General features: G+C 71.1%; 19 protein-coding genes. 5 read left to right on the top strand and 14 right to left on the bottom strand.

Annotated features, from left to right (window positions below):
• The first annotated feature begins 2 nt into the window (after positions 1–2).
• Positions 3–1,580, top strand: coding sequence for a CehA/McbA family metallohydrolase (locus OG568_RS29210; RefSeq protein WP_329533700.1), 1,578 nt, complete (start codon positions 3–5; stop codon positions 1,578–1,580).
• Between the two features lie 55 nt (positions 1,581–1,635).
• Here OG568_RS29210 and OG568_RS29205 read toward each other — a convergent pair whose 3' ends face one another.
• Complete coding sequence (locus tag OG568_RS29205; protein WP_329533699.1) at positions 1,636–2,229, bottom strand: TetR/AcrR family transcriptional regulator; 594 nt, start codon at positions 2,227–2,229, stop codon at positions 1,636–1,638.
• A gap of 150 nt (positions 2,230–2,379) precedes the next feature.
• Here OG568_RS29205 and OG568_RS29200 point away from each other — a divergent pair, with 150 nt between their 5' ends.
• Positions 2,380–3,615 carry an ABC transporter permease gene (locus OG568_RS29200; protein WP_329533698.1) on the top strand — a complete coding sequence of 412 codons (1,236 nt, stop codon included), beginning with the start codon at positions 2,380–2,382 and terminating at the stop codon, positions 3,613–3,615.
• Positions 3,616–3,814: 199 nt separating this feature from the next.
• Positions 3,815–4,219, top strand: coding sequence for a winged helix-turn-helix transcriptional regulator (locus OG568_RS29195; RefSeq protein ID WP_329533697.1), 405 nt, complete (start codon positions 3,815–3,817; stop codon positions 4,217–4,219).
• A gap of 48 nt (positions 4,220–4,267) precedes the next feature.
• On the opposite strand, the gene OG568_RS29190 is transcribed toward OG568_RS29195, so the two are convergent.
• Positions 4,268–5,320, bottom strand: coding sequence for an alpha/beta fold hydrolase (locus tag OG568_RS29190; protein WP_329533696.1), 1,053 nt, complete (start codon positions 5,318–5,320; stop codon positions 4,268–4,270).
• A 223-nt stretch (positions 5,321–5,543) separates the two neighbouring features.
• Here OG568_RS29190 and OG568_RS29185 point away from each other — a divergent pair, with 223 nt between their 5' ends.
• Positions 5,544–6,515, top strand: a complete 972-nt coding sequence (locus OG568_RS29185; protein ID WP_329533695.1) for an alpha/beta hydrolase — start codon at positions 5,544–5,546, stop codon at positions 6,513–6,515.
• Positions 6,516–6,551: 36 nt separating this feature from the next.
• Here OG568_RS29185 and OG568_RS29180 read toward each other — a convergent pair whose 3' ends face one another.
• The 4 genes from OG568_RS29180 to OG568_RS29165 all read right to left on the bottom strand — a co-directional run bounded on the left by OG568_RS29180 (position 6,552) and on the right by OG568_RS29165 (position 10,006).
• Positions 6,552–7,310, bottom strand: a complete 759-nt coding sequence (locus OG568_RS29180; RefSeq protein WP_329533694.1) for a TetR/AcrR family transcriptional regulator — start codon at positions 7,308–7,310, stop codon at positions 6,552–6,554.
• Between the two features lie 20 nt (positions 7,311–7,330).
• A complete protein-coding gene (locus OG568_RS29175; RefSeq protein WP_329533693.1) occupies positions 7,331–8,260 on the bottom strand; it encodes an SDR family NAD(P)-dependent oxidoreductase in 930 nt (309 codons plus the stop codon).
• 58 nt (positions 8,261–8,318) lie between these two features.
• Positions 8,319–9,077: an SDR family oxidoreductase gene (locus tag OG568_RS29170; protein WP_266433603.1), complete on the bottom strand. Its 759-nt coding sequence runs from the start codon at positions 9,075–9,077 to the stop codon at positions 8,319–8,321.
• 95 nt (positions 9,078–9,172) lie between these two features.
• The gene (locus tag OG568_RS29165) at positions 9,173–10,006 is read right to left on the bottom strand and encodes an alpha/beta fold hydrolase (RefSeq protein ID WP_329533692.1); all 834 of its coding nucleotides are present in this window, start codon (positions 10,004–10,006) and stop codon (positions 9,173–9,175) included.
• Between the two features lie 85 nt (positions 10,007–10,091).
• Between OG568_RS29165 and OG568_RS29160 the strand changes: the two genes are divergently transcribed.
• Positions 10,092–10,697: a helix-turn-helix domain-containing protein gene (locus OG568_RS29160; protein ID WP_329533691.1), complete on the top strand. Its 606-nt coding sequence runs from the start codon at positions 10,092–10,094 to the stop codon at positions 10,695–10,697.
• A gap of 55 nt (positions 10,698–10,752) precedes the next feature.
• Here the strand turns inward: OG568_RS29160 and OG568_RS29155 are convergent, their stop codons facing one another.
• The 8 genes from OG568_RS29155 to OG568_RS29120 all read right to left on the bottom strand — a co-directional run bounded on the left by OG568_RS29155 (position 10,753) and on the right by OG568_RS29120 (position 20,973).
• Positions 10,753–12,477 carry a flavin monoamine oxidase family protein gene (locus tag OG568_RS29155; RefSeq protein WP_329533690.1) on the bottom strand — a complete coding sequence of 575 codons (1,725 nt, stop codon included), beginning with the start codon at positions 12,475–12,477 and terminating at the stop codon, positions 10,753–10,755.
• 189 nt (positions 12,478–12,666) lie between these two features.
• Positions 12,667–13,314: a hypothetical protein gene (locus tag OG568_RS29150; RefSeq protein WP_329533689.1), complete on the bottom strand. Its 648-nt coding sequence runs from the start codon at positions 13,312–13,314 to the stop codon at positions 12,667–12,669.
• 121 nt (positions 13,315–13,435) lie between these two features.
• Positions 13,436–14,911 carry an aldehyde dehydrogenase family protein gene (locus OG568_RS29145; protein ID WP_329533688.1) on the bottom strand — a complete coding sequence of 492 codons (1,476 nt, stop codon included), beginning with the start codon at positions 14,909–14,911 and terminating at the stop codon, positions 13,436–13,438.
• A complete protein-coding gene (locus tag OG568_RS29140) occupies positions 14,908–16,638 on the bottom strand; it encodes an N-acyl-D-amino-acid deacylase family protein (RefSeq protein WP_329533687.1) in 1,731 nt (576 codons plus the stop codon). The genes OG568_RS29145 and OG568_RS29140 overlap by 4 nt, the downstream gene beginning before the upstream one ends.
• A 13-nt stretch (positions 16,639–16,651) precedes the next feature.
• Entirely contained in the window at positions 16,652–17,770 is a 1,119-nt protein-coding gene (locus OG568_RS29135; RefSeq protein WP_323137154.1) for an LLM class flavin-dependent oxidoreductase, read from the bottom strand.
• Positions 17,771–17,886: 116 nt separating this feature from the next.
• Entirely contained in the window at positions 17,887–18,663 is a 777-nt protein-coding gene (locus OG568_RS29130; protein WP_266583198.1) for an SDR family NAD(P)-dependent oxidoreductase, read from the bottom strand.
• Between the two features lie 49 nt (positions 18,664–18,712).
• Positions 18,713–19,618: a TIGR03619 family F420-dependent LLM class oxidoreductase gene (locus OG568_RS29125; RefSeq protein WP_329536483.1), complete on the bottom strand. Its 906-nt coding sequence runs from the start codon at positions 19,616–19,618 to the stop codon at positions 18,713–18,715.
• A gap of 83 nt (positions 19,619–19,701) precedes the next feature.
• On the bottom strand, positions 19,702–20,973 hold the full coding sequence (locus OG568_RS29120) for an amidohydrolase family protein (protein WP_329533686.1): 1,272 nt from the start codon (positions 20,971–20,973) through the stop codon (positions 19,702–19,704).
• Positions 20,974–21,023: the final 50 nt, after the last annotated feature.

The raw sequence follows: 21,023 nt of genomic DNA, 5'->3' as shown, positions 1-21,023 counted from the left end.
GCATGTGCGAGGACGAGCACGGCATCGAGGGCAGCGACGGTATCGACGGCATCGGCAGACGCGCGCTGTTCGTGACGGGAGCGGCCGCCGCCCTTACGTTGGGAAGCGTGACCTTCGCGAACGGCGCCGACGCGGCCGACGCCTCCGGGACACCGGCGGGCGGTACCGAGACCCGTACCGTGTCCGGCACCCTGCCCACCGGTTCGCCGGACTTCGTGTACCTCCCGGTGGAGGTTCCGCACGGCGTACGCGAGATCCACGTCGCGTACACGTACCAGAAGCCCTCCGTGCCGGCCGGCACGGCGGGCAACGCGCTCGACATCGGCCTCTTCGACGAGCGCGGCACGGCTCTGGGCGGGGAGGGCTTCCGCGGCTGGTCGGGCGGGGCGCGCACGGAGTTCTTCGTCCGCGCGGACGACGCGACGCCGGGCTACATCCCCGGACGCGTCCGCCCCGGCACCTGGCACATCGCGCTCGGCCCGTACACGGTGGCGCCGCAGGGCCTGCCGTACGAGGTCACCATCACGCTGACGTACGGCGAGCAGGACGCCACCCCGGCCCCGACGTACCCGCCCTCCCGTGCGAAGGGCCGGGGCCGCGCCTGGTACCGGGGCGACTGCCACCTCCACTCCTGGCACTCGGACGGCCGCCGCACCCCGGCGGAGATCGCCGCGCTGGCGCGCGCCGCGGGCCTGGACTTCATCAACACCTCGGACCACAACACGCACAGTTCGCACCCCCACTGGGCGGACCAGGCGGGCCCCCATCCCGACGGCGAACTGCTGATCCTGCTGGGCGAGGAGGTCACGACCCGCAACGGTCACGTGGTCGCCCTCGGCACGGACCCCGGCACGTTCGTCGACTGGCGCTACCGGGCCCGCGACAACCGTTTCGGCCGTTTCGCCCGCCGGATCCGCCGTGCGGGCGGCCTCGTCGTCCCCGCCCACCCGCACGCCACCTGCGTCGGCTGCGGCTGGAAGTTCGGCTTCGGGGAGGCGGACGTGGTGGAGGTGTGGAACGGCCCGTACACCCCCGACGACGAGGTGACCCTCGCGGACTGGGACAACACGCTGGTGGCCGCGGTCCGTTCGGGCAGCCCCGACCGCTCCTGGCTCCCGGCGATGGGCAACAGCGACGCCCACCGCGACCCCGACCCGGTCGGCAGCCCGCAGACGGTCGTCCTCGCCGACGACCTGACCCGCGAGGCCATCCAGGAGGGCCTGCGCGCGGGCCGCTCCTACGTGGCGGAGTCGAAGTCGGTGTCGCTGACGTTCTCGGCGACCGGCCCGAAGGGCGAGCACGCGGGCATCGGCGGCCGCCTGCGCGTGGCCCCCGACACCCCGGTCACCGTCCGTCTGGAGGCCACCGGCATCCCCCGCTGCACGGTCCGCTTCGTCACCGACCAGGGCGTCCTCTTCACGAGCGCCCCCTTGCCGGTCTCGGGTTCCGGGACGGTGGAGTGGAACACGACGGCCCAGTACGCGGCCTATGTGCGGGCGGAGTTGCGCCACGAGACGGCGGCGGGGCCGGTACCGGGGGCGCTGGCGGCGTTCACGAACCCGATTTTCCTGGGGGCGTGAGAACTGGTCGAGGCGTTGGCCGCCTCCGTGGCGAGGACGGAGTCCGGGACTGCCGTCACGGCTGCGGCCACAACGCCCGTACCGCGTCAGGCACCCCGGACACGACAGCCGGGTCGAACAGGGCGAGTTGGAGGATGTAGCCCGGGAGGACGGAGAGCATCGTCGAAGCGATCGCCTCGGCCGTCACGCTCGTGGGCAGGTCGCCGTGGTCCTGCTGGTCACAGACCATGATGACCAGGTCGGCGCGCATGCGGCCCATGAGCTGATCGAGCTTGTGAGCCAGCGAGGGGTTGCGCATGGCCTCTCCCCAGACCAGAACCGCGAGCCCGGCCAGCTCTCCCTCGGCGGACTTGGCCCGGACCACGTCGAGAAGCTCCGCCATGACCGCCCCCATGGACCGGTCCTGCCGGTTCGCGGCGACGGCGACCGTGATGCCGAGGACCTCGCGCATGTTCTCCTCGGCGATCGCGAGGATCATCTCGTCCTTGCTGGTGAAGTGCCGGTACACCGCGCCCGCGGACAGCCCCGACTCCGTGAACAGGTCCTGCATGGACGTGGAGTGGAAACCGTCACGCAGGAAACAGCGGCGTGCCGCGTCCAGGATCTGATCACGGCGGGCGTCCATGTACTGCTGGGTGACCTTGGGCATGAGGCCATTCTACCAAAAAAAACGAACATTCGTGTTGACGTTGCTCGCGCGGCAGGCCAGACTGCAGGAGGTTAAGAGAACGATCATTTCTTTTTTTAGGGAGGGCTGACCGTGAGTAGCCCGTTGTCAGGACGCTCAGCATGGCGAGAAGTGGCCATCGCCGCCGTGGCGTTGCCCATAGTGATCACCCTGGCGGTGATGGCGTTCGCCTGGCCGGCGGGACGGATCGCCCCACGCGATGTCCCGGTCGGGATCGTGGGCACCGGGCCGGCCACCCAGAACGCGGTGGAGGGACTGGCTCGTGCCAAGCCCGGCGCGTTCGACTTCCACCTCTATGCCGACCAGCAGGCCGCACGTTCGGCGATCGAGAACCGGGATGTCTACGGCGCCTTCGCCATCTCCGGCGACAGCGTCACCGTACTGAAGGCCTCCGCCGCCGGCCCCTCCGTGGCCCAGCTTCTGACCGACGTCGGACAGCAACTGGCCGACAAGGCCACCCAGCAGATCGCCCAGCAGATGGCCGCGCAGCAGAAGGCGGCCGAGCAGCAGAAGGCCGCCGCCGCTCATTCCTCGGCGAAGGCCCACAAGCAGGCGGCCGCCCAGCGGGGAGCCGCCGCCGCCGCTGCTTCCCCGGTGAAGATCCTCGTGAAGGCGGTCGACGTGGTGCCCGTCGCCACAGAGGACCCCCGGGGTGTGGTGTTCAGCTCGTCGGTCTTCCCGCTCACGATCTGCGGCATCATCATCGGGGCGTTCGTCACGATGGCTCGCGGCCTGGCACGCCCGCGGCACCGAGTGCTGACACTTCTCGTCGCATGCGCCGTCGCGGCTTTCGGTATCTATGTCGTGGCCCAGGGTTTCCTCGGGGCGCTGCCCCACTCCCACGTGGCCACGTGGGCGATCCTGTCGCTCGACCTGATCTCCATCAGCGCCACCGCTGCCGGCGTGATCCGACTCTTCGGGCCGGCGGGCCTCGGGCTCAGCGCCGCGCTCATGGTCTTCATCGGGAACGCCTTCTCCGGCGCCACCTCCGCTCCGGAGATGCTCCCCAAGGGAGTGGAGGACATCGGCCAGTGGCTGCCGCCCGGCGCCGGAGCCAGCCTGCTTCGCGACACCGCGTACTTCGACGGCAACGGCGGTGGCGGCCACCTCGCCGTCCTCATTCTGTGGAGCGTCATCGGGCTCACAGCAGTCATGTTCGGCCACTGGGTCATGCGGGAATCCCGGGGAGCCCGCGACGCGAGGACCGAGGCGAAGACCGCCGCGAAGACCGACGTGGTGGCCTCCGGGGAGTTGCTCCCGGCCCTGCCGGGGTCCGGCGTCGCTTCGCCGGACCGGCGTCACGCGCACGCGCACGCGCACGCACGCCGCAGCAGCGGTGACAGCTGAGCAACGGCACACCGAGGCCGCGGCCGTCCACATGAGCCGGCCTCGCGAAGGGGGCTGCCCCTTCCACGCGGGCCGCACCCCCACCTGAGGGGGCGCGGCCCGGCAGCCCCACCGGTCGACTCCCGAAACAGCCACGACTACGACGTACGGCGCGAGGCTTTGCACCGTGACGCCTCGCGCCAGACCGGAGCGGACACACATGATGACCACCCCACGACACGCTGAGCCGGCACACCGGTCCGAACCCCCGCAGCCCGCCGGGCCCCCTCCGGCCCTCATTCGGGCCTTCGCCCTGCTGGGCAGACGCTGGAACGGCCTGATCCTCGCGGCCCTGGCCAAAGGCCCGGCCCCCTTCGCGCAGATTCGCGAGCGCGTCCCCGGCATCAGCGACCGCATGCTCGCCCAGCGCCTCCAGGAACTGACCGCGGTCGGCCTCGTCGCTCGAAACGTCCAGCCCGGCCCGTCGTCGCGAACCCATTACGCACTCTCTCCGCACGGCAACGCCCTCGTCCTCCCCCTGACCGCCTTGCTCGTGTGGGCGGAGGACCACCTTCCGGCGAGCGGCTCACCGGCGTCGGATCGACCGGCCGCGCCAGACCGCTGAACTCCCATTCCGTGCCGGTACGAGCAGGTGCGCTTGACGATCTGCGGGTCAGTGCGTGCGGTGTCGCAGCCGGCGGCCGAGGAGGACGACCGCGGAGCCGGCTGCCACGGACGCGCCCGCGATGCCGCCGAGGGTGATCGCCTGCGCGCCGCGCCCCGGGGTGCCGGTGGTCGCGAGCGTCGGGTGAGCGGGATCGGTGGCGGTGGTGTTCGTCGCGGTGGCGGTGGTGTTCGTCGCGGTGGCGGCGGTGGTGGCGGTGGCGGTGGCGGCCTGGAGGATCAGGTCGGCGACGGCGTCGGGGCGGGCGACGAGGGACACGTGGCAGGTGTCGATCTCCACGGTGTGGGAATGGGCGCGCTTGGCCTCGAAGCGTTCCTGTTCCGGGTTGATGGTCATGTCCTGTCGGCCGACGAGGGCCCAGGACGGGATGTCCTTCCACGCCGCGGCCTTGGCCTTCTCCGAGAACGCGGTGGTGGCCGCGGGCCGCTGGGTGACCGCCAGCAGGTTCGCCTCGCCGGCCGGCAGACAGGCGGCGAAGACCGGGTGCACCTTGTCGCGCTTGAGGTACAGGTCGGTTCCGCTGACACCGCCCGCCCGGTACGGAACGGACGTCGTGGCCGTGCCGAGGGCGCTGGGGAACCGGGCGGACAAGGACATGCCGCTCTCGCCCACGTCCGGCATCAGCGCCGAGACGTACACCAGGGACTTGACCTGGGGATTGCCGGCCGCGGCCGTGCTGATCACGGCTCCGCCGTAGGAGTGGCCGGCCAGCACGACGGGGCCCTTGACGGTCTTGAGCACGGAGGCGATGTAGGCGGAGTCGCTGTACAGCCCGCGCAGCGGATTGGCCGGGGCCATGACCGTGTAGCCCTTGCGTTCGAGCCGTTCGATCACCCCGTTCCAGCTGGAGCCGTCGGCGAAGGCGCCGTGCACCAGCACGATGGTGGGCTTCGCGCCGCCCCTGCCACCGTCCGCGACTGCCGGGGCCGCCGTGACCACGCACAGGGCGGCGACGGCGCACCCCGCCGCCTCGACGCCGAGACGCCGTGTGCGGCGCCGTGTGCGGCGTCGTATGCCAGGGACCGCAGATGCTGCCGTCATGCCGTTCTCGCTTCCTCTTGAGGGCTTCGGCACCTCAGCGTTCACACGTCGGTGCCCTCGAGCCCGCTCATCCGGTGCAATCGGGTGAAACCGGCGCGGCATCGGGGTGAAAGCGAGCACGCTCCACGTTCTCTTCGAAGTTGCGCTGATATGCGCCTGAGAGACGATGGGAGGGGGTCAGGGCCAGCTGTCATGAGCAGATATCAGAGGCAGGAGACGCACTATGTCCACTTCCCCGTCTCTCTCCACCCCCGTCCTGGAACCCGCGGCCAAGGATCTGGCGGACGCCACCTCCCAGCACCCGCGCATCTACGAAGTCCCACCGGAGAACGGCCGCGAGATCCTCGACGATCTGCAGGCCGGGGAGGCTGTGGCCAAACCCGCGGTGGACGAGCAGTGGGTGAGCGTCGACGCGGGAGACTACGGTCAGGTCCGCGCCCGGATCATCCGCCCCAAGGGAGCGACGAAGACCCTCCCGGTGGTGTTGTACATCCACGGCGCCGGATGGGTGTTCGGCGACGAGAAGACCCACGACCGACTGGTCCGTGAACTGGCGGTCGGATCGGACGCCGCGGTGGTCTTCCCGGTCTACGACCTGGCCCCCGAGGCGAAGTACCCCACCCAGATCGAGCAGAACTACGCGGTCGGAAAGTGGATCACCCAGAACGGCGAGGAGCAGAACCTCGACGCCTCCCGGATCGCGGTCTGCGGCGATTCGGTCGGCGGCAACATGTCGGCCGTCTTCGCGCTGATGGCCAAGGAGCGCGGCGATGTCGACCTCGCGGCCCAGGTGCTGCTCTACCCCGTCACCGATGCCAACTTCGACACCCCCTCGTACCAGCAGTTCGCCGACGGCTACTACCTCACTCGCGACGGGATGAAGTGGTTCTGGGACGCCTACACCACCGACCCCGAGCAGCGCGCCGAAATCTACGCCTCACCCCTGCGAGCCGACATCGAGCAGTTGCGTGGTCTTCCCACCACCCTGGTCATCACCGATGAGGCCGACGTACTGCGTGACGAAGGCGAGGCGTACGCGGCCAAGCTGCGCGAGGCGGGAGTGGACGTCACCGCGGTGCGCGTACTGGGGATGGTCCATGACTTCCTGATGCTCGACGCCCTCCGCGACTCCAAGGCGTCAGTGGTCGCACGCACGCTGGCCGTCGAAGCGCTGCACCGAGCACTCCACTCCTAGCGCCTGTCGCCGCGACAGGCCGTGACCTGAGTACGGCTACTCCGGCGTCGTGTTGGAGAGGCGGTCCAGCCACTCGCCCAGGAGGGCCGACTCGTTCGAGGTGAACTCCGGCCTCGGCGCCTGACGGAGGAGTGCGGCGAGGTGGGTGGCGGTGGCGGGGAGCACTTCTTGCGCTCCCCCTTCCGCTTCTTCTTCCGCTTCCTCGTCGCCGCCGGTCGCGGTCCTCGGGCCCATCGCCTCCGGGGTGAAGACCACCGCGTGCACCGCGTCCCGTACGCGGCGCGACAGGGTCTCGTCCGTGAAGGTCGTCGGGCGGGAGACCAGCATCAGGCAGACGCCGACGTTGGCCGACATGATCATCTGGGCGGCGAGTTCGGGGGCCAGGCGCAGCCTGCCCTGTTCGGCCGCGCGCCGGAGGTCCCCGGTGAGGATGCGGTGGGACTCCAGGGCCGCGACCGGCGGTGTGCGCATCGCCGGGGAGTTCATGAGGCGGTAGAGGTTGGGGTTGCGCAGGGCGAACTCGGTGTGGGTGTCCCAGCCGTCGCGCAGGTCCTGGATCGGGTCCGTGCCGGGCCTCCGGCCGCGCTTGGTCGCCAGGTACTTCTCGTACCCGTGGTCGACCACGGCCGACAGCAGGCCCTCCTTGTCGCCGAAGTGGCGGTAGAGGGCCGGGGCGCCGACCCCCGCCGCCTCGCAGACCGCCCGGGTGGAGACGTCCCCGTCGGGGGAGTTCGCCACCAGTTCGGCCGCCACTTCGAGGATGCGCGCTTTCGTACTGCTCACGGACGTACTCACGGAAGCGACGTTATCCGAGGTCACGCCGTCCCCTTCGGTCCGGCGGGGGACAGCAGGTCCGCCAGGCCGATCCGGTTCAGGAACTCGGCGCGGACACGGTCCGCCACCACGCTGACCTCCTGCGACCCGTCGTCCGCCGGGTCGACGTGCACGCGGAAGGGGCGCTTCCCGTACGGGGTGTCCACCACGTCGACGATCGCGTCGGCGACGAGCGACACATCCGCGTCGGGTGGGGTGAGGGACGCCAGGCGTTCCGCGACCTGGTCCATCAGGCCCGCGTAGTGCTCCTCGTAGGCGGGGAGCACGGTCTGTTCGGAGGGGTGGCCGCCGCTCGCGAAGTGGTTCGTGCCCGAGGTGAACGCGCCCGGCACCACGATCGTCGTCTCGATGCCGAAGCGGGCCAGCTCGGCGGCGTACGACACGGCGAGCGCGTCCATCGCGGCCTTGGCGGCGAAGTACGGCGCCAGGTACGGCGGGGTGCCGCCGCGCGTGGAGGTGGAGCCGATCCACAGCAGCAGGCCGTGGCCCTGGGCCCGCAGGTGCGGCAGCGCGGCGCGGTTGACCCGCTGGGTGCCCAGCACGTTCGTGTCGTACACCGCGGCCAGTTCGGCGGGGGTGAAGGCCTCCGCCGGGCCGGTCACCATGTGCCCGGCGTTGTGGACGAGCACGTCCAGCCCGCCGGCCGCCGCCAGCACCGTGGCGATCGCCGCGTCCGCCGACTCCTGGGACAGGACGTCGAGTTCGACCGTACGTAGGTCCACCGCGTGCTCGGCGGCGTACGCCTCGGCCTCCGCGACCCGGGCCGCGTTGCGCCCGCCGGTGTCCCGCATCGCGGCGTACACCGTGTGCCCGGCGCGGGCGAGGGCGCGGGCGGACAGCGCGCCGAAGCCCGAACCGGCGCCCGTGATGACGATCGTCTTGCGCGAAACAGCGTCCACGGCCAAATCCATGACTGAACTCCTTTTACATCGCGGCGAGTTGAATCGTCGCGAGTTGAATCGTGGCGAGTTACGCGATGCCGCCGTTGGCCCGGATCACCTGGCCGTTGACCCAGCGGCCGGCCGGGCCGGCGAGGAAGGACACCACCTCGGCGATGTCCCGCGGGGTGCCGAGGCGCTCCAGCGGCGGCTGCGCGGCCATCCGCGCGATGGTCTCCTCGTCCTTGCCCTCCAGGAAGAGGGCGGTGGCGGTCGGCCCGGGGGCCACGGCGTTGACGGTGACGTCCCGGCCGCGCAGCTCACGGGCCACGATCAGGGTCATGGCCTCGACGGCGCCCTTGGTGGCGGCGTACGCGCTGTACCCGGGGATCGCGAGGGCCAGGACCGAGGTGGAGAAGTTGATGAGCGCACCGCCCGCGCGCAGCCGTCGCGCCGCCTGTTGGCCGACGACGAACGTGCCGCGGATGTTGGTGCGGTGCATCCGGTCCAGGGCGTCGAGGTCGAGGTCGACGAGCGGGGCCAGGGTCATGACGCCGGCCGCGTGGACGACGGCGTCCACCCCGCCGTACGTGGACTCGGCGGTGTCGAAGAGGGCCGCCACCTGGGTCTCGTCGGCCACGTCGGCCCGGACGGCGATCGCCTCGCCGCCCGCCTCGGTGATCGCCGCGACGGCCTTGTCGGCCTCGGCCGCGTTGCCCGCGTAGTTCACGACGACGGCGTATCCGTCGGCCGCGAGGCGCTCGGCGGTCTCCCGGCCGATGCCACGGGATCCGCCGGTGACGACGGCCACGCGGCGGGACGTTTCCGGCGTGCTGGAGTGCTCGGTCATGACGATGCTCCTCGTTGTGGCGGGGTAGCCGTGTCCACTACCCGACGAGAACAACGCTAACACCATTGCAGTAGCGTCGCTACCGCTCCTCGCGCTCAGCCCAGGAACGCCGCTACGGCCGACACGAACCGGCCGGCGTCGTCGAGCCACGGATAGTGACCCGCCCCGGACTGCACGACGAGCCGCGCATCGGGGAACAACCCCGCCAGCTCGGCCGTCGCCCCGGGAGGGCTGTTCAGGTCGAACTCCCCGGTGAGCAGCAGCGCGGGGGCCTTGCAGGCGGCGAGTGCGGCGCGGGTGGCCGGCGGATCGAAGGCGCCCTCGGCCGCGAAGAGGGCCACGGCTTCCGCGTTGCGCGGCCGGGCCGCCGCATGGTGCCGGCGTGCCGCGGCATCCCAACGGCCCCAGAAGAAGGGGGCGATGGCCTCCCAGTCGCTGCCCGTCCCCGCACCGATCGCCTCCAGCGCGGCGAACGCCGCCGGGAACCACGGCTCACCCTCCCGAAGCCGCGCGAGTGCGCGCCGCGTCTCCCCCGTGACCTCGATACCGACGGCTCGGGTGCCGGGGCCGATCAGGGCGAGCCTGCCGAGGCGCTCCGGGTACCGGGCCGCGTACTGCGTCGCGACGTTCGCGCCCGCGGAGTGACCCAGCAGGTCCAGCCGGGCCGGCCCGAGGTGCGCGCGCAGCGCCTCGACGTCGTCGACCAGACGGTCGCAGCGATAGCCGGCGGCGTCGTGCGGGAGCGCGGACCTGCCGGTACCGCGCAGGTCCAGGACGGCCAGTCGGCGGTGCGCGGAGAGACCCCCGAGGTCACCGAGATAGCGGGAGTCCGTGGGGCCGCCCGGGACACAGAGGACCGGATCGCCGCCTCCGTCTCCGATCAGGCGGTAGGCGAGCCGGGTTCCGTCAGGTGCGGTGAAGGTGGGCATGGGACGAACCCTGTCAGCCATAACCCGGTTATACAACCGAGTTATGGCGAAGATGAGTGACTCGGCCTCGGTATATAACCGAGCTATGGCAGCCGAAGAGGACACGCGTCGAACCCCCGAGCCCCTGACCGAGGAGCAGGCCGAGCGGATGTTCGCCGACATGAACGACGTCATCCGCGCGGGTGAGGAGATGCGCCGGCTGCGGGCCGAGATGATCAGACTCTTCGCCGGCCTCGGCTGGACCCAGGACAGGATCGCCCGCCTCACCGGCATGAGTCAGCCCGCCGTGTCCAAGCAGCTCACCAGGCACAAGGGGGACGATCCGTCACCCCCGCCGCGCCTCTCCCTCGACCAGCACGACACGCCGTGGCTCGAGGGACGCCTCTGGGGCCTCGCCGAGGAGATCTCCGAGACCCTCCACGACGCCGCCCACTGCACGCGTCACGTCAACGCCGTCGCCCGGGGCAGGAAGCACTTCACACCCCAGAACGTCGACGAACTCCGGCGCCTGGTCGAGGCGGACCTGCGGCTGCAGCGGGCCGCCCTGCCCGACGGTCACCGGCACGCCTACGACGAGATCAGCCGCGCCCTCGACATCCCCGCCCCCTCGGGAACCACCACCGAATCGGCCTCCGTACGCCGCACCCTGGCCCGCCAGATCCAGCGCGATCACCTCCGGGGCGAGGCTTGAGCCCCCATCGAGGCCGGGGTTCCCTCCACACGCCGAGCAAGGCCGCCCCGGCGGCCTACGGGCCGAGGTAGACGCCCGGCGAGAGCCACGTCGGGCGGGGCAGGCCGAAGTGCTCCTCGAGCATCAGCTCGGCCTGGGTGAGCGCGCCGTAGACCCAGCCCTGACCGGTCGACCATGCCGATCCGCAGACGTACAGGTTGGCGTCGCGCAGCGGGTGGCGCATCCGTGGCATGACTTCCCAGCTCTTCGCCCCCACCTGCCAGAAGTGGTAGGCCGCTCCGTACGGGTCCTGCACCCAGTCCTGGAAGTAGGCCGACGTCGGTTCGTGGATGCGGGCCTTGGGGCCGTGCAGCTCGCGCAGTTGGCGCTGCGCCTCCTCGACCAGCATTCCCGGCGCCGCGGCGTCCATGGGCCGCCGCGGCCGGGTCACCGCCACCGGGGCCAGACGGTGCGGCCGCGGCAGCAGCTCGTTCCAGAACTCCACGTCGTCGAGGTCGTTGTAGGAGGCCAGGAGCAGGGCGTTGTGGTTGGCGGGGTCGGCCCCGGGCTGCTTCCCCTCGACGCCCCAGTAGTAGGTCTGACGCAGCGGCAGGTCGGTCACCGAGCGGCCCGCGGTCAGGCCGATCTCCTCCCACCACGGCCGGTCGTAGCCGAGGAAGAGCTTGGAAGCCGGCCTTGGGGTGATCGAGCCGAGGTCGGACAGGAACTGGTCGTGGGTGAAGAGGAAGGTGTCCGGATCCAGCAGTTCGATCGAGCGCTGGGGCATCGCCAGAACGACGTGGCGCGCCCGGACCTTGAGCGGCCGGCCCGAGGGCCAGACGGTGAGGGCGAGCGCCAGCACCTCCTCGCCGTCGACCCTCTCCCGGTCGATCCGGCGCAGTTGGTGGTGGAGGTGGACGGTTCCGCCCTCGGCCACGAACCGCCGGACGAGTTCCTCGGGCATCGTCTGATAGCCGTCGCGCAGAAGCAGGTACTGCGGCGGCGGGGATCCGACGAAGTCCGCCACCGACGCCTCCATGGCCTCGATGCTGTTGACGTTGGCCACCACCGACCCGTAGCCGAGGCCGTCGCGGAGGAACGCGTAGCCCTCTTGCCCGACCGCGTCGAGCAGCAGGTTCCAGAACCCGGTGTCATAGAGGTACCGACCGTCGGCCGACGCCGTCGGCTTGATCTTGTCCCATGCCTGGTGGTCCATGCCGGCGGCGCCGGGGACGAAGCGCTCGATGACCGACAGGAGCGCGTCGTCCGGTGTAGTGCCCCGGATCGCGGCCGGCACGTCATAGGGAACGACCTTGGGGTCGTTCCACTGGGACTGGGTGAAGCGGTGCTGGCGAAGGTAGACGAGGTTCTGCGGCTCGTCGACCGGGAAGGGAGCCGTCGGCAGGCCGAGATGGTCCACGAGGTCGGCCACGACCGGCTGGTTGCTCAGGTAGCGCATCCCGCCGAGTTCGGCGTGCAGGTGCGGCATACCAGGCGGCGTCACGGAGAAGAGGCGGCCGCCGATGCGCTCGCTGCCCTCGAACAGGCGCACCTTGAGGGGACCGCGACCAGGGCGCCGGAGCTTCTTCAGTACACGACCGTGTCCGGCTTCCGGGCCGAGCAGCCGCCAGGCGGCGTACGCCCCGGACACCCCGGCGCCGATGACCGCGACGTCGACGACATCGGCCTCCCCGCCCCGGGAACTCGCCCGTGCCGGCGCGCCCAGCGCTCCGTCGGCGATGGCGGCGGTGGCCAGCACCCCGGTCCCCTTGAGCAATTCGCGGCGCGTTGATTCGCCCATCTCCGACAGCCTCTCAGCATGGATGTCTTCGGTCTGTCACCTGCCGTGACCGCGCCATAAGCTACCAATTCAGGCATTTCGCAAGGTGTTGGCGGGCGGCGCCGGGCGAGTCGCAGGGGGCTGCCGCGAGCGGAGAGAGGCGAATGGCGCGGCGGCGGGCAGGTGACGGGCGGGCAAGGGTCTCGGCAGCTACTTCACGCCGTCCCGTCGCGCTCCCGCGGGGACCGGCCCCAGCAGGGAGGACTTCGACCGAGGTTCCATCCGCGACCGGGCCCGGGCCCGGTCGCGGGACCACGCGCCCGCGCCCACCAGCACGGCCGCCCCGGTTCCGTACAGAGGCAGCCACCGGGTCGTCGTGGTTGCCAGGCAGTCGGCCACGGCCTCACGGCTCTGGGCCTGCTGTGCGTACGTCACGGCGGCGGCGTCGCGATCAGCCACGTTCGCCAGCGCAGCCGTCGACCGGATGACCTCGTACCTGCCCATCCACGCGCACCCGCTACGGGTGCCCGACATCGGAAACAGCCAAGCCCAGCGCTGCATCATGGGGGCCAGTGCGATCGCCACGCACAGGCCGACGACCAGCGAATACGCGACCAGAGCGCGCATGTATGCCGTTCGGATGCCGGGCGTCCACGGCGGCCGTCGCTGGAAGGCGAAGATCACGGCAAGAAGCGTCGCCCCGATGAACGTGGAGAACCACTGCCAGGAACCCTGCGCGAGTGCGAACGCCAGCACGGCGGCGAGTCCGATGCCGATGACCCCGGCCTGGCCGGCGGGGTCGTCTCCTGCTCCGGTGGATGCCGGCTTCCGGGTTCCTTGCGGGCTGGGGTCGTTCACGGGCCTCTCCTGCCGGGTCGGAGTTCTCAGCATCCGCCCCACGGCACCGCGGGCCCCGCCGCCATGCCGGACGGGTGCGACGCCCCCGCCCGGATGACCCACCCGCCGGTCCGCACAAGTCCTAAGTCCCCGACGGCCACACGATCGCCTGCACCTCGCTGTACGCGTGCAGCGCGTACGACCCCACGTCCCGCCCCACCCCGCTCTTCTTGAAACCGCCGAACGGCGCCTCCATGTTGCGGCCGACGGTGTTGACGCCGACCCCGCCCGCACGCAGCGCGCGGGCGACGCGGAAGGCGCGGGCGACGTCGCCCGACCAGACGTAGTCGATCAGCCCGTAGTCGCTGTCGTTGGCGAGGGCGATGCCTTCCTCCTCGTCGTCGAAGGGGACGACCACCACGACGGGCCCGAAGATCTCCTCGCGGACCACCCGCATGTCGGGGGAGCAGTCCGCCAGAAGGGTCGGGGCGACGTAGAAGCCGCGGTCGTACGGCGGACGCGTGCCGCCCGTGACGACCCGCGCGCCCTCCTTCCGGCCGAGTTCGACGTACGCCTCCACCCGGTCCCGGTGCGCCGCCGAGATGACCGGCCCGACGACCGTCCCCGGCTCCCGCGGATCCCCGACCGTCAACCGCCCCGCGTACTCGGCCAGTTGCTCGACCAGGCGGCCGTAGATCCCCTTCTGCGCGATCACTCTCGTCGGCGCCGTACAGATCTGTCCGCTGTAGAAGGAGAACGTCGTGCCGATGCCGGACACCGCCGACCCGATGTCCGCGTCGTCGAAGACGACCGCCGCGCCCTTCCCGCCCAGCTCCATCAGCTGGCGTTTCATCCCTCGCCCGCACACCTCGGCGATCCGCCGCCCCACCGCCGTCGAGCCGGTGAAGCTGACCATGTCCACGTCCTCGCAGTCCACGGCCGCCTCGCCGGCCTCCGCGCGCGAGCCGCTCACCACGTTCACGACGCCCGGCGGCAGGCCCGCCGCCTCCAGGGCCTGAGCCATCCGGTACACGGAGAGCGGGTCCTGCGGGGCGGGCTTCACGAGCACCGTGTTGCCCATGGCCAGGGCGGGGGCGATCTTGCCGGCCGGGTTCGCCCAGGGGTTGTTGTAGGAAGTGATGCAGGTGACGACGCCGACCGGCTGGCGTACGGCCAGGGCACCCATCACGGCGGCGGCCCCGAACGGCCCGGCCTCGTTGATCTGCGGCGGCAGCGGCTGCTCGACGGGCTCCACGCGCGCGTAGCGCCGGAAACGGGCCGCGCCCACCCCCACCTGCATCCCGCGCGCGGTCCCGGTGGTGGCACCGCTCTCGGCCTGGGCGAGTTCGGCGTAGGGGAGGAAGTTGCGCCGGATGATGTCCGCCGCCCGGCCGAGGAGCGCCGCGCGCTCCTCGGGGGGCGTGCGCGACCACGGTCCGAAGGCCTCCCGGGCCGCGGCGGCGGCCGCGTGCACCTGCTTCCGCGAGGCCTCCGGCGCCAGCCCGACGACACCCTCCGTCGCCGGGTCGGTCACCTCGTAGTGCCCGTCGTCGGGTTCCACCCACGAGCCGCCGATGAACAGCCGCTGCTCGTCGCCCGCCCCCCGTACATCGGTCACCGCGTGCTCACCGTCTGCGTGTCCCGTCCGGAGCGGAGCACCTTCCCGGGAACGGCGCCCGTCACCACGTCCCCGCGGATCGACTCGACCCCGTTGACCCACACCGCCGTGACGCCGATCGCCTTGGAGTCGAGCCGGGGGCTTTCTCCCGGCAGGTCGTGCGCCAGGGTGGCCTTGCCGGCGTCGATCCGCTCCGGGTCGAACAGCACGAGGTCCGCATGGAAGCCCTCCGCGACGCGCCCTCGTTCCCTCAGTCCGAAGAGCCGCGCCGGGTCGTCCGTGAGCATCTTCACGGCCGCCTCCAGCGTCGTCAGCTTCCGCCCGCGCAGACAGTCCCCGAGGAACCGGGTCGTGTACGGGGCCCCGCACATACGGTCCAGATGGGCGCCCGCGTCCGAGCCGCCGAGCATGACGTCCGGGTGCTGCCAGGTCTCGGCGCGCAGCGACCACGAGTCGGTGTCGTTGTCGGTGGGCATGGGCCACAGCACCGTCCGCAGGTCGTCGTGCGCGCAGATCTCGACCAGGCACTCGAAGGGCTCCTGGCGGCGCCGGGCCGCGATGTCCTTCACGACCTGCCCGGTGAGGCCGTCGTTCGCCGGGCTGTAGGTGTCCCCGATGACGTACCGGCCGAAGTTGGCGAGGCGGCGGAAGACGCCCGCCTCCTTGCTGTTCGCCCGGGCCAGCATCTCGGCCCGTACGGAGGGGTCCCGCAGCCGTGCGATGCGCTCCGGGACGGGCAGGGCGAGGATCGGGCCCCACCCGGGGATCAGGTTCAGCGCGCAGAACGTGCCCAGGGACATGTTCATGGGGGTGAGGATCGGCATGGTGAGGGCCACCACCCGGCCGCCCGCCTTCCGCGCCCTTTCACTCGCGACCAGTTGCCTCGGTACGCGCTCGGGCACGGCGGCGTCGATGGTCAGCACGTTCCAGTTGAGCGGGCGGCCCGCCGCCGCGCTCATCTCGACGAAGAGGTCGATCTCGTCGTCGCTGAACTGGTCGAGGCAGCCGGCGACGATCGCCTCGATCTGGGTGCCCTCGTGCTCGCCGACGGCCTTGCTCAGGGCCAGCAGTTCAGCCGGTTTCGCGTGCCGGGAGGCGACCGGTCTGCCGTCGCCGTCGGAGTGCGTGGAGGACTGGGTGGTGGACAGTCCCCAGGCACCGGCGTCCATCGCCTCGTGGAAGAGGGTGAGCATCTGCTCCAGCTGCTCCCCGGTCGGCTGCCCGCCCACCGCGTCCGCGCCCATCACATACCGCCGCAGCGCGCAGTGCCCCACCATGAAGCCCGCGTTGACGGCGATCCGTCCCTCCAGGGCGTCGAGGTAGTCGCCGAAACTGTGCCAGTTCCAGGGCGCCCCCTCCTCCAAGGCGACCAGCGACATCCCCTCGACCTTGGACATCATGCGGCGGGTGTAGTCGGCGTCCTCGGGCCGTGCCGGGTTCAGCGGGGCGAGGGTGAAGCCGCAGTTGCCGCCCGCGACCGTCGTCACCCCGTGGTTCAGGGACGGGGTGGCGTAGGGGTCCCAGAAGAGCTGGGCGTCGTAGTGCGTGTGCGGGTCGACGAACCCGGGGGCGAGGACCAGACCGGAGGCGTCCTCGCTGGTGCGGGACGCCTCCGTGACCGTGCCGATCGCGACGATACGGCCGTCGCGGATCCCGACGTCCGCGGTGTAGCCGAGCGCGCCCGTGCCGTCCACGACGGTCGCGCCCTTGATGACGTGGTCGAGCATGGCCGCACCCTCCTCAGGAAGCCTGGCGGAAACGGGTCGTCCGGTGCACCGGGTCCGTGTCGATCTTCGGGATCACGTGCTCGCCGATCAGCCGGATCGTCTGGAGGGTCTCCTCCTTCGGGACCCCGACCGGCAGCCCGAAGGAGAGCTGGTCGGCGCCCGCCTGCTCCCACCTCTTGCACTGAGTGAGCACCTCGTCCGGGTCGCCGCAGATCAGCAGCTCCTCCTCGATGAGGAGTTCGACGAACTCCGCGTTGTACTCGGGGAGCGTCTCGGGCCAGACGGGGAAGCCCTCGGGGCGCGGGAAGGTGTCGTGGTAGCGGAAGACGAGGGAGGGCAGGTAGTGCAGCTCGCCGGCGACCGCGATCCGTATCGCCTCGTCGTGCGTCGGCGCGCAGATGGCGGTGGTCGTCACCATCACGTTGTCGTTGACGAAGGCCCCGACGGGTTCGGCGTCCACGATGGCGGTCTTGTACTGCTGGAGCACCCACTCCATGTCGGAGACCTTCTGCACGCTGAAGCCGAGTACGCCCAGGCCCTTGCGGGCGGCCATGGCGTACGAGGGGGGCGACCCGGCGGCGTACCACATCGCGGGGTGCGCCTTCCCGTACGGCTTGGGGAGCACCTTGCGGGGCGGGAGCTGCCAGTGCTTGCCCTGGAACCCGGCGTACTCCTCCTGGAGCCACATCTTCGGGAACTCGGCGATGGTCTCTTCCCAGATCTCCTTGGTGTAGTTCATGTCGGTGATACCGGGGAGGAAGCCGAGGATCTCGTGACTGCCCGCGCCGCGCCCGCTGCCGAACTCGAAGCGGTTCTGGCTGAGGTGGTCGAGCATGGCGACCTTCTCGGCGACCTTCACCGGGTGGTTGACCTGGGCGAGCGGGTTGAAGATGCCCGAGCCGAGGTGGATGCGGTCCGTGGCGTGGGCGAGATAGCCGAGGTAGACGTCGTTCGCCGAGAGGTGCGAGTACTCCTCCAGGAAGTGGTGCTCGGACGCCCAGGCGTACTTGAAGCCGGACTTGTCCGCCTGGATGACGTACTCGGTCTCCTCCATCAGCGCCTTGTGCTCCGCGAGCGGGTCGGTCTCGGCGCGCTTGCCCACGTATCCCTGTACAAAGAGCCCGAATTCCAAGGAGGTTCACCGTCCCCACATTCGTATCTGACGTTCCGTCAGATCTACTTGCCGCCGACTGTTGCACCGAGCCCGTGAAGCGTCAATACCTGACGAACCGTCAGCTGTAGCTGGTCCTACAGAACGCTGACCCCCGCCAGCCAGCCCCCGTCGATCACGAACGGCTGCCCGGTGATGTACGAGGAGTCCTCGGAGGTCAGGAAGAGGGCGAGCCGCGCGACCTCCTCTGGCCTACCCACCCGCCCGAGCGGCACGAGCTTGCTGTACAGCTCGTCCAGCGCCCTGGACATCTCCTCGGGGTCGGCCGTCGGGTCGAGCTGGGCCGGGTTCGACATGGGGGTGTCGACGGCGCCCGGACAGATGGCGTTGACCCGTATCCGCTGATGCGCCAGCTCCAGGGCGGCGACGCGGGTGAGGCCGAGGATGGCGTGCTTGGTCGCCGTGTACGTGCCCACGGCCGCCATCCCCGTCATCGCGGTGTACGAGGCGGTGTTGACGATCGTGCCCCCGCCGGCCGCGGCGATCTCCCCCGCGACCGTCTTGATGCCGAGGAAGCAGCCGACCTGGTTGACCTGCACGACCTGGAGGAACTCGTCCAACGGGGTGTCGACGAGGGCGTTGAAGCGCAGGATGCCCGCGTTGTTGACCAGCCCGTCGATCCGCCCGTACGCGCCCTTCACGGCGGCGACGGCGGCCGCCCAGTCGTCCTCCCGCCCCACGTCGAGGTGGACGTAGAGCGCGTCCAGCTCCTTGGCCACGTCCTCGCCCCGGTCGTCGAGCACGTCCGCGACGACGACCCTGGCGCCCTCCGCCGCGAACAGCCGCGCCTCCTGCTCGCCCTGCCCGCGCGCCGCCCCGGTGACGATGACGACGCGTCCGTCAAGCTTGCCCATACCCTGACTCCCTAGTTGAGGTGAGGCGCGATCCGGTTGAGGTGGGGCACTAGTCGAGGTGGGGCGCTACGTCGGCGCCGAACGCCGTGATCTGGTCCACGAGTTCGCTCAGCCCGCGCGCCCGGAACCGCACCTGGATCTGGTGCACCCCCATCGCCCGGTACGCCCGCAGCGACTCGGCGACCGCCTCCGGGGCCCCGCTCACGGTGCGCCGCCCGACGTGCCAGTCCGGCGTACCGACGTACAGGGGCTCGGTGATGGCCCCGACGACCAGAGGCGCGGAGATCCCCGCCTCCTCCCTGATCCGGTACAGCCGCGCGATCTGCTCCGGCAGCCGCTCGCGCGGATCCCCCTGCGGCAGCCAGCCGTCGCCCCGCAGCGCGGCCCGGCGCACGGCGGCGGGCGAGGAGCCGCCCACCCACACGGGCACACGCTCCTGCGCGGGCCGGGGTCGCTGGCCGAGCCCCTCGAAGTCGTACAGCTTCCCGTGGTGCACGGGGAACTCGTCCACCCCGAGGGCGGCCCGCAGCGCGTCGATCGACTCGTCGAGCACCGCCCCCCGCCGCGCGAAGTCGGCGCCCACCGCGTCGAACTCCTCCTCCACATGCCCGGCGCCGACCCCGAGGATCAGCCGCCCGCCGGAGAGGTGGTCGAGGGTCGCGTACTGCTTGGCCGTGACCAGCGGATGCCGCAGCCCGACGACCGCGACATGACTGAGCAGCCGTACGCGCTCGGTCACGCCCGCGAGGTAGGCGAGGGTCGCGACGGGGTCGTACCAGATCGTGCTCATGGCGCCCGCGAGGCGGCGCGGGACGGCCACGTGGTCGCAGCTCGCCACGTACGCGAAGCCGGCACGGTCGGCGGCGCGGGCGATCGCGACGAGCTCGACGGGACCGGCGTCCGCCTCCCAGGCTTCGGCGTAGAGCGTGCTCTGGGACTGGATCGGGAGCTGCATCCCGTAGAGCAGGGGTGCGGGGTCCGACGGGGACTGCCTCGACGCCGACTGGTCCGACGCCGACTGGTTCGACGGGGACTGGTTCAACGGGGACCACCCGGCCCGGCCCACAACCCGTCCTCCGTCAGCCCCAGCAGGTCGATCGCGTTGCCCCGGACGATCCGCTCCACCACGTCCGCGTCCAGATGCCCCATCTGGGCCTCGCCGACCTCGCGGGACTTGGGCCAGGTGGAGTCGGAGTGGGGGTAGTCGGTCTCGTAGAGGACGTTCGGGACCCCGATGGCATCGAGGTTCCGCAGGCCGAACGCGTCGTCGAAGAAGCAGCCGTAGACGTGGTCGGCGAAGAGTTCGGACGGCGGGCGGTGGACCTTGTCGGCGACGCCGCCCCAGCCGCGGTTCTCCTCCCAGACCACGTCGGCGCGCTCCAGGATGTAGGGGATCCAGCCGATCTGGCCCTCCGCGTACATGACCTTGAGGTTCGGGAAGCGTTCGAACTTGCCGCTCATCAGCCAGTCGACCATCGAGAAGCAGCAGTTGGCGAAGGTGATGGTGGAGCCGACGGCGGGCGGCGCGTCGGCCGAGGTCGACGGCATCCTGCTGCTGGAGCCGATGTGCATGGCGACGACCGTGCCGGTCTCGTCGCAGGCAGCGAGGAAGGGGTCCCAGTCGTCGGTGTGGACGGAGGGGAGTCCGAGGTGGGGCGGGATCTCGGAGAAGGCGACCGCACGGACGCCACGGGCGGCGTTGCGGCGTACCTCCGCGGCCGCGAGTTCCGGGTCCCAGAGGGGTACGAGGGTGAGCGGAACGAGCCGGCCGTGGGCCGCCGGGCCGCACCACTCCTCCACCATCCAGTCGTTGTAGGCCTTCACCCCGAGCAGGCCCAGCTCACGGTCCTTGGCCTCGGTGAAGGTCTGGCCGCAGAAGCGCGGGAAGGTGGGGAAGCAGAGGGCGGACTGGACGTGGTTGACGTCCATGTCGGCGAGGCGCTGGGGGACGTCGTACGAGCCGGGTCGCATCTGCTCGTACGTGATGATCTCCAGCCGTATCTCGTCCCTGTCGTAGCCGACGGCGGTGTCGAGGCGGGTGAGGGGCCGGTGCAGGTCCTCGTAGACCCACCAGTCGCCGATCGGCCCGTCGTCGCCGGGCCTGCCCATCACCGGGGCGAACCTGCCGCCGAGGAAGGTCATCTCCTTCAGCGGCGCGCGGACTATGCGGGGTCCGGTGTCCTGGTACTTCGCGGGGAGGCGGTCGCGCCAGACGCCGGGTGGCTCCACGGTGTGGTCGTCCACGGAGATGATCTTCGGGAACGGGGTCGTGGACGCCTGGGCGGCCTCAGTGGTCCTCGTGGTCTCCATACGGCTCACGGTAGCGCCGATCTGACGACCCGTCAGCTCTCCGTCGGCTA

Source organism: Streptomyces sp. NBC_01450 (assembly GCF_036227505.1).
In the GTDB taxonomy this organism is placed as follows: Bacteria; Actinomycetota; Actinomycetes; order Streptomycetales; family Streptomycetaceae; genus Streptomyces.
This window is presented reverse-complemented; position numbering and strand designations above follow the sequence as displayed.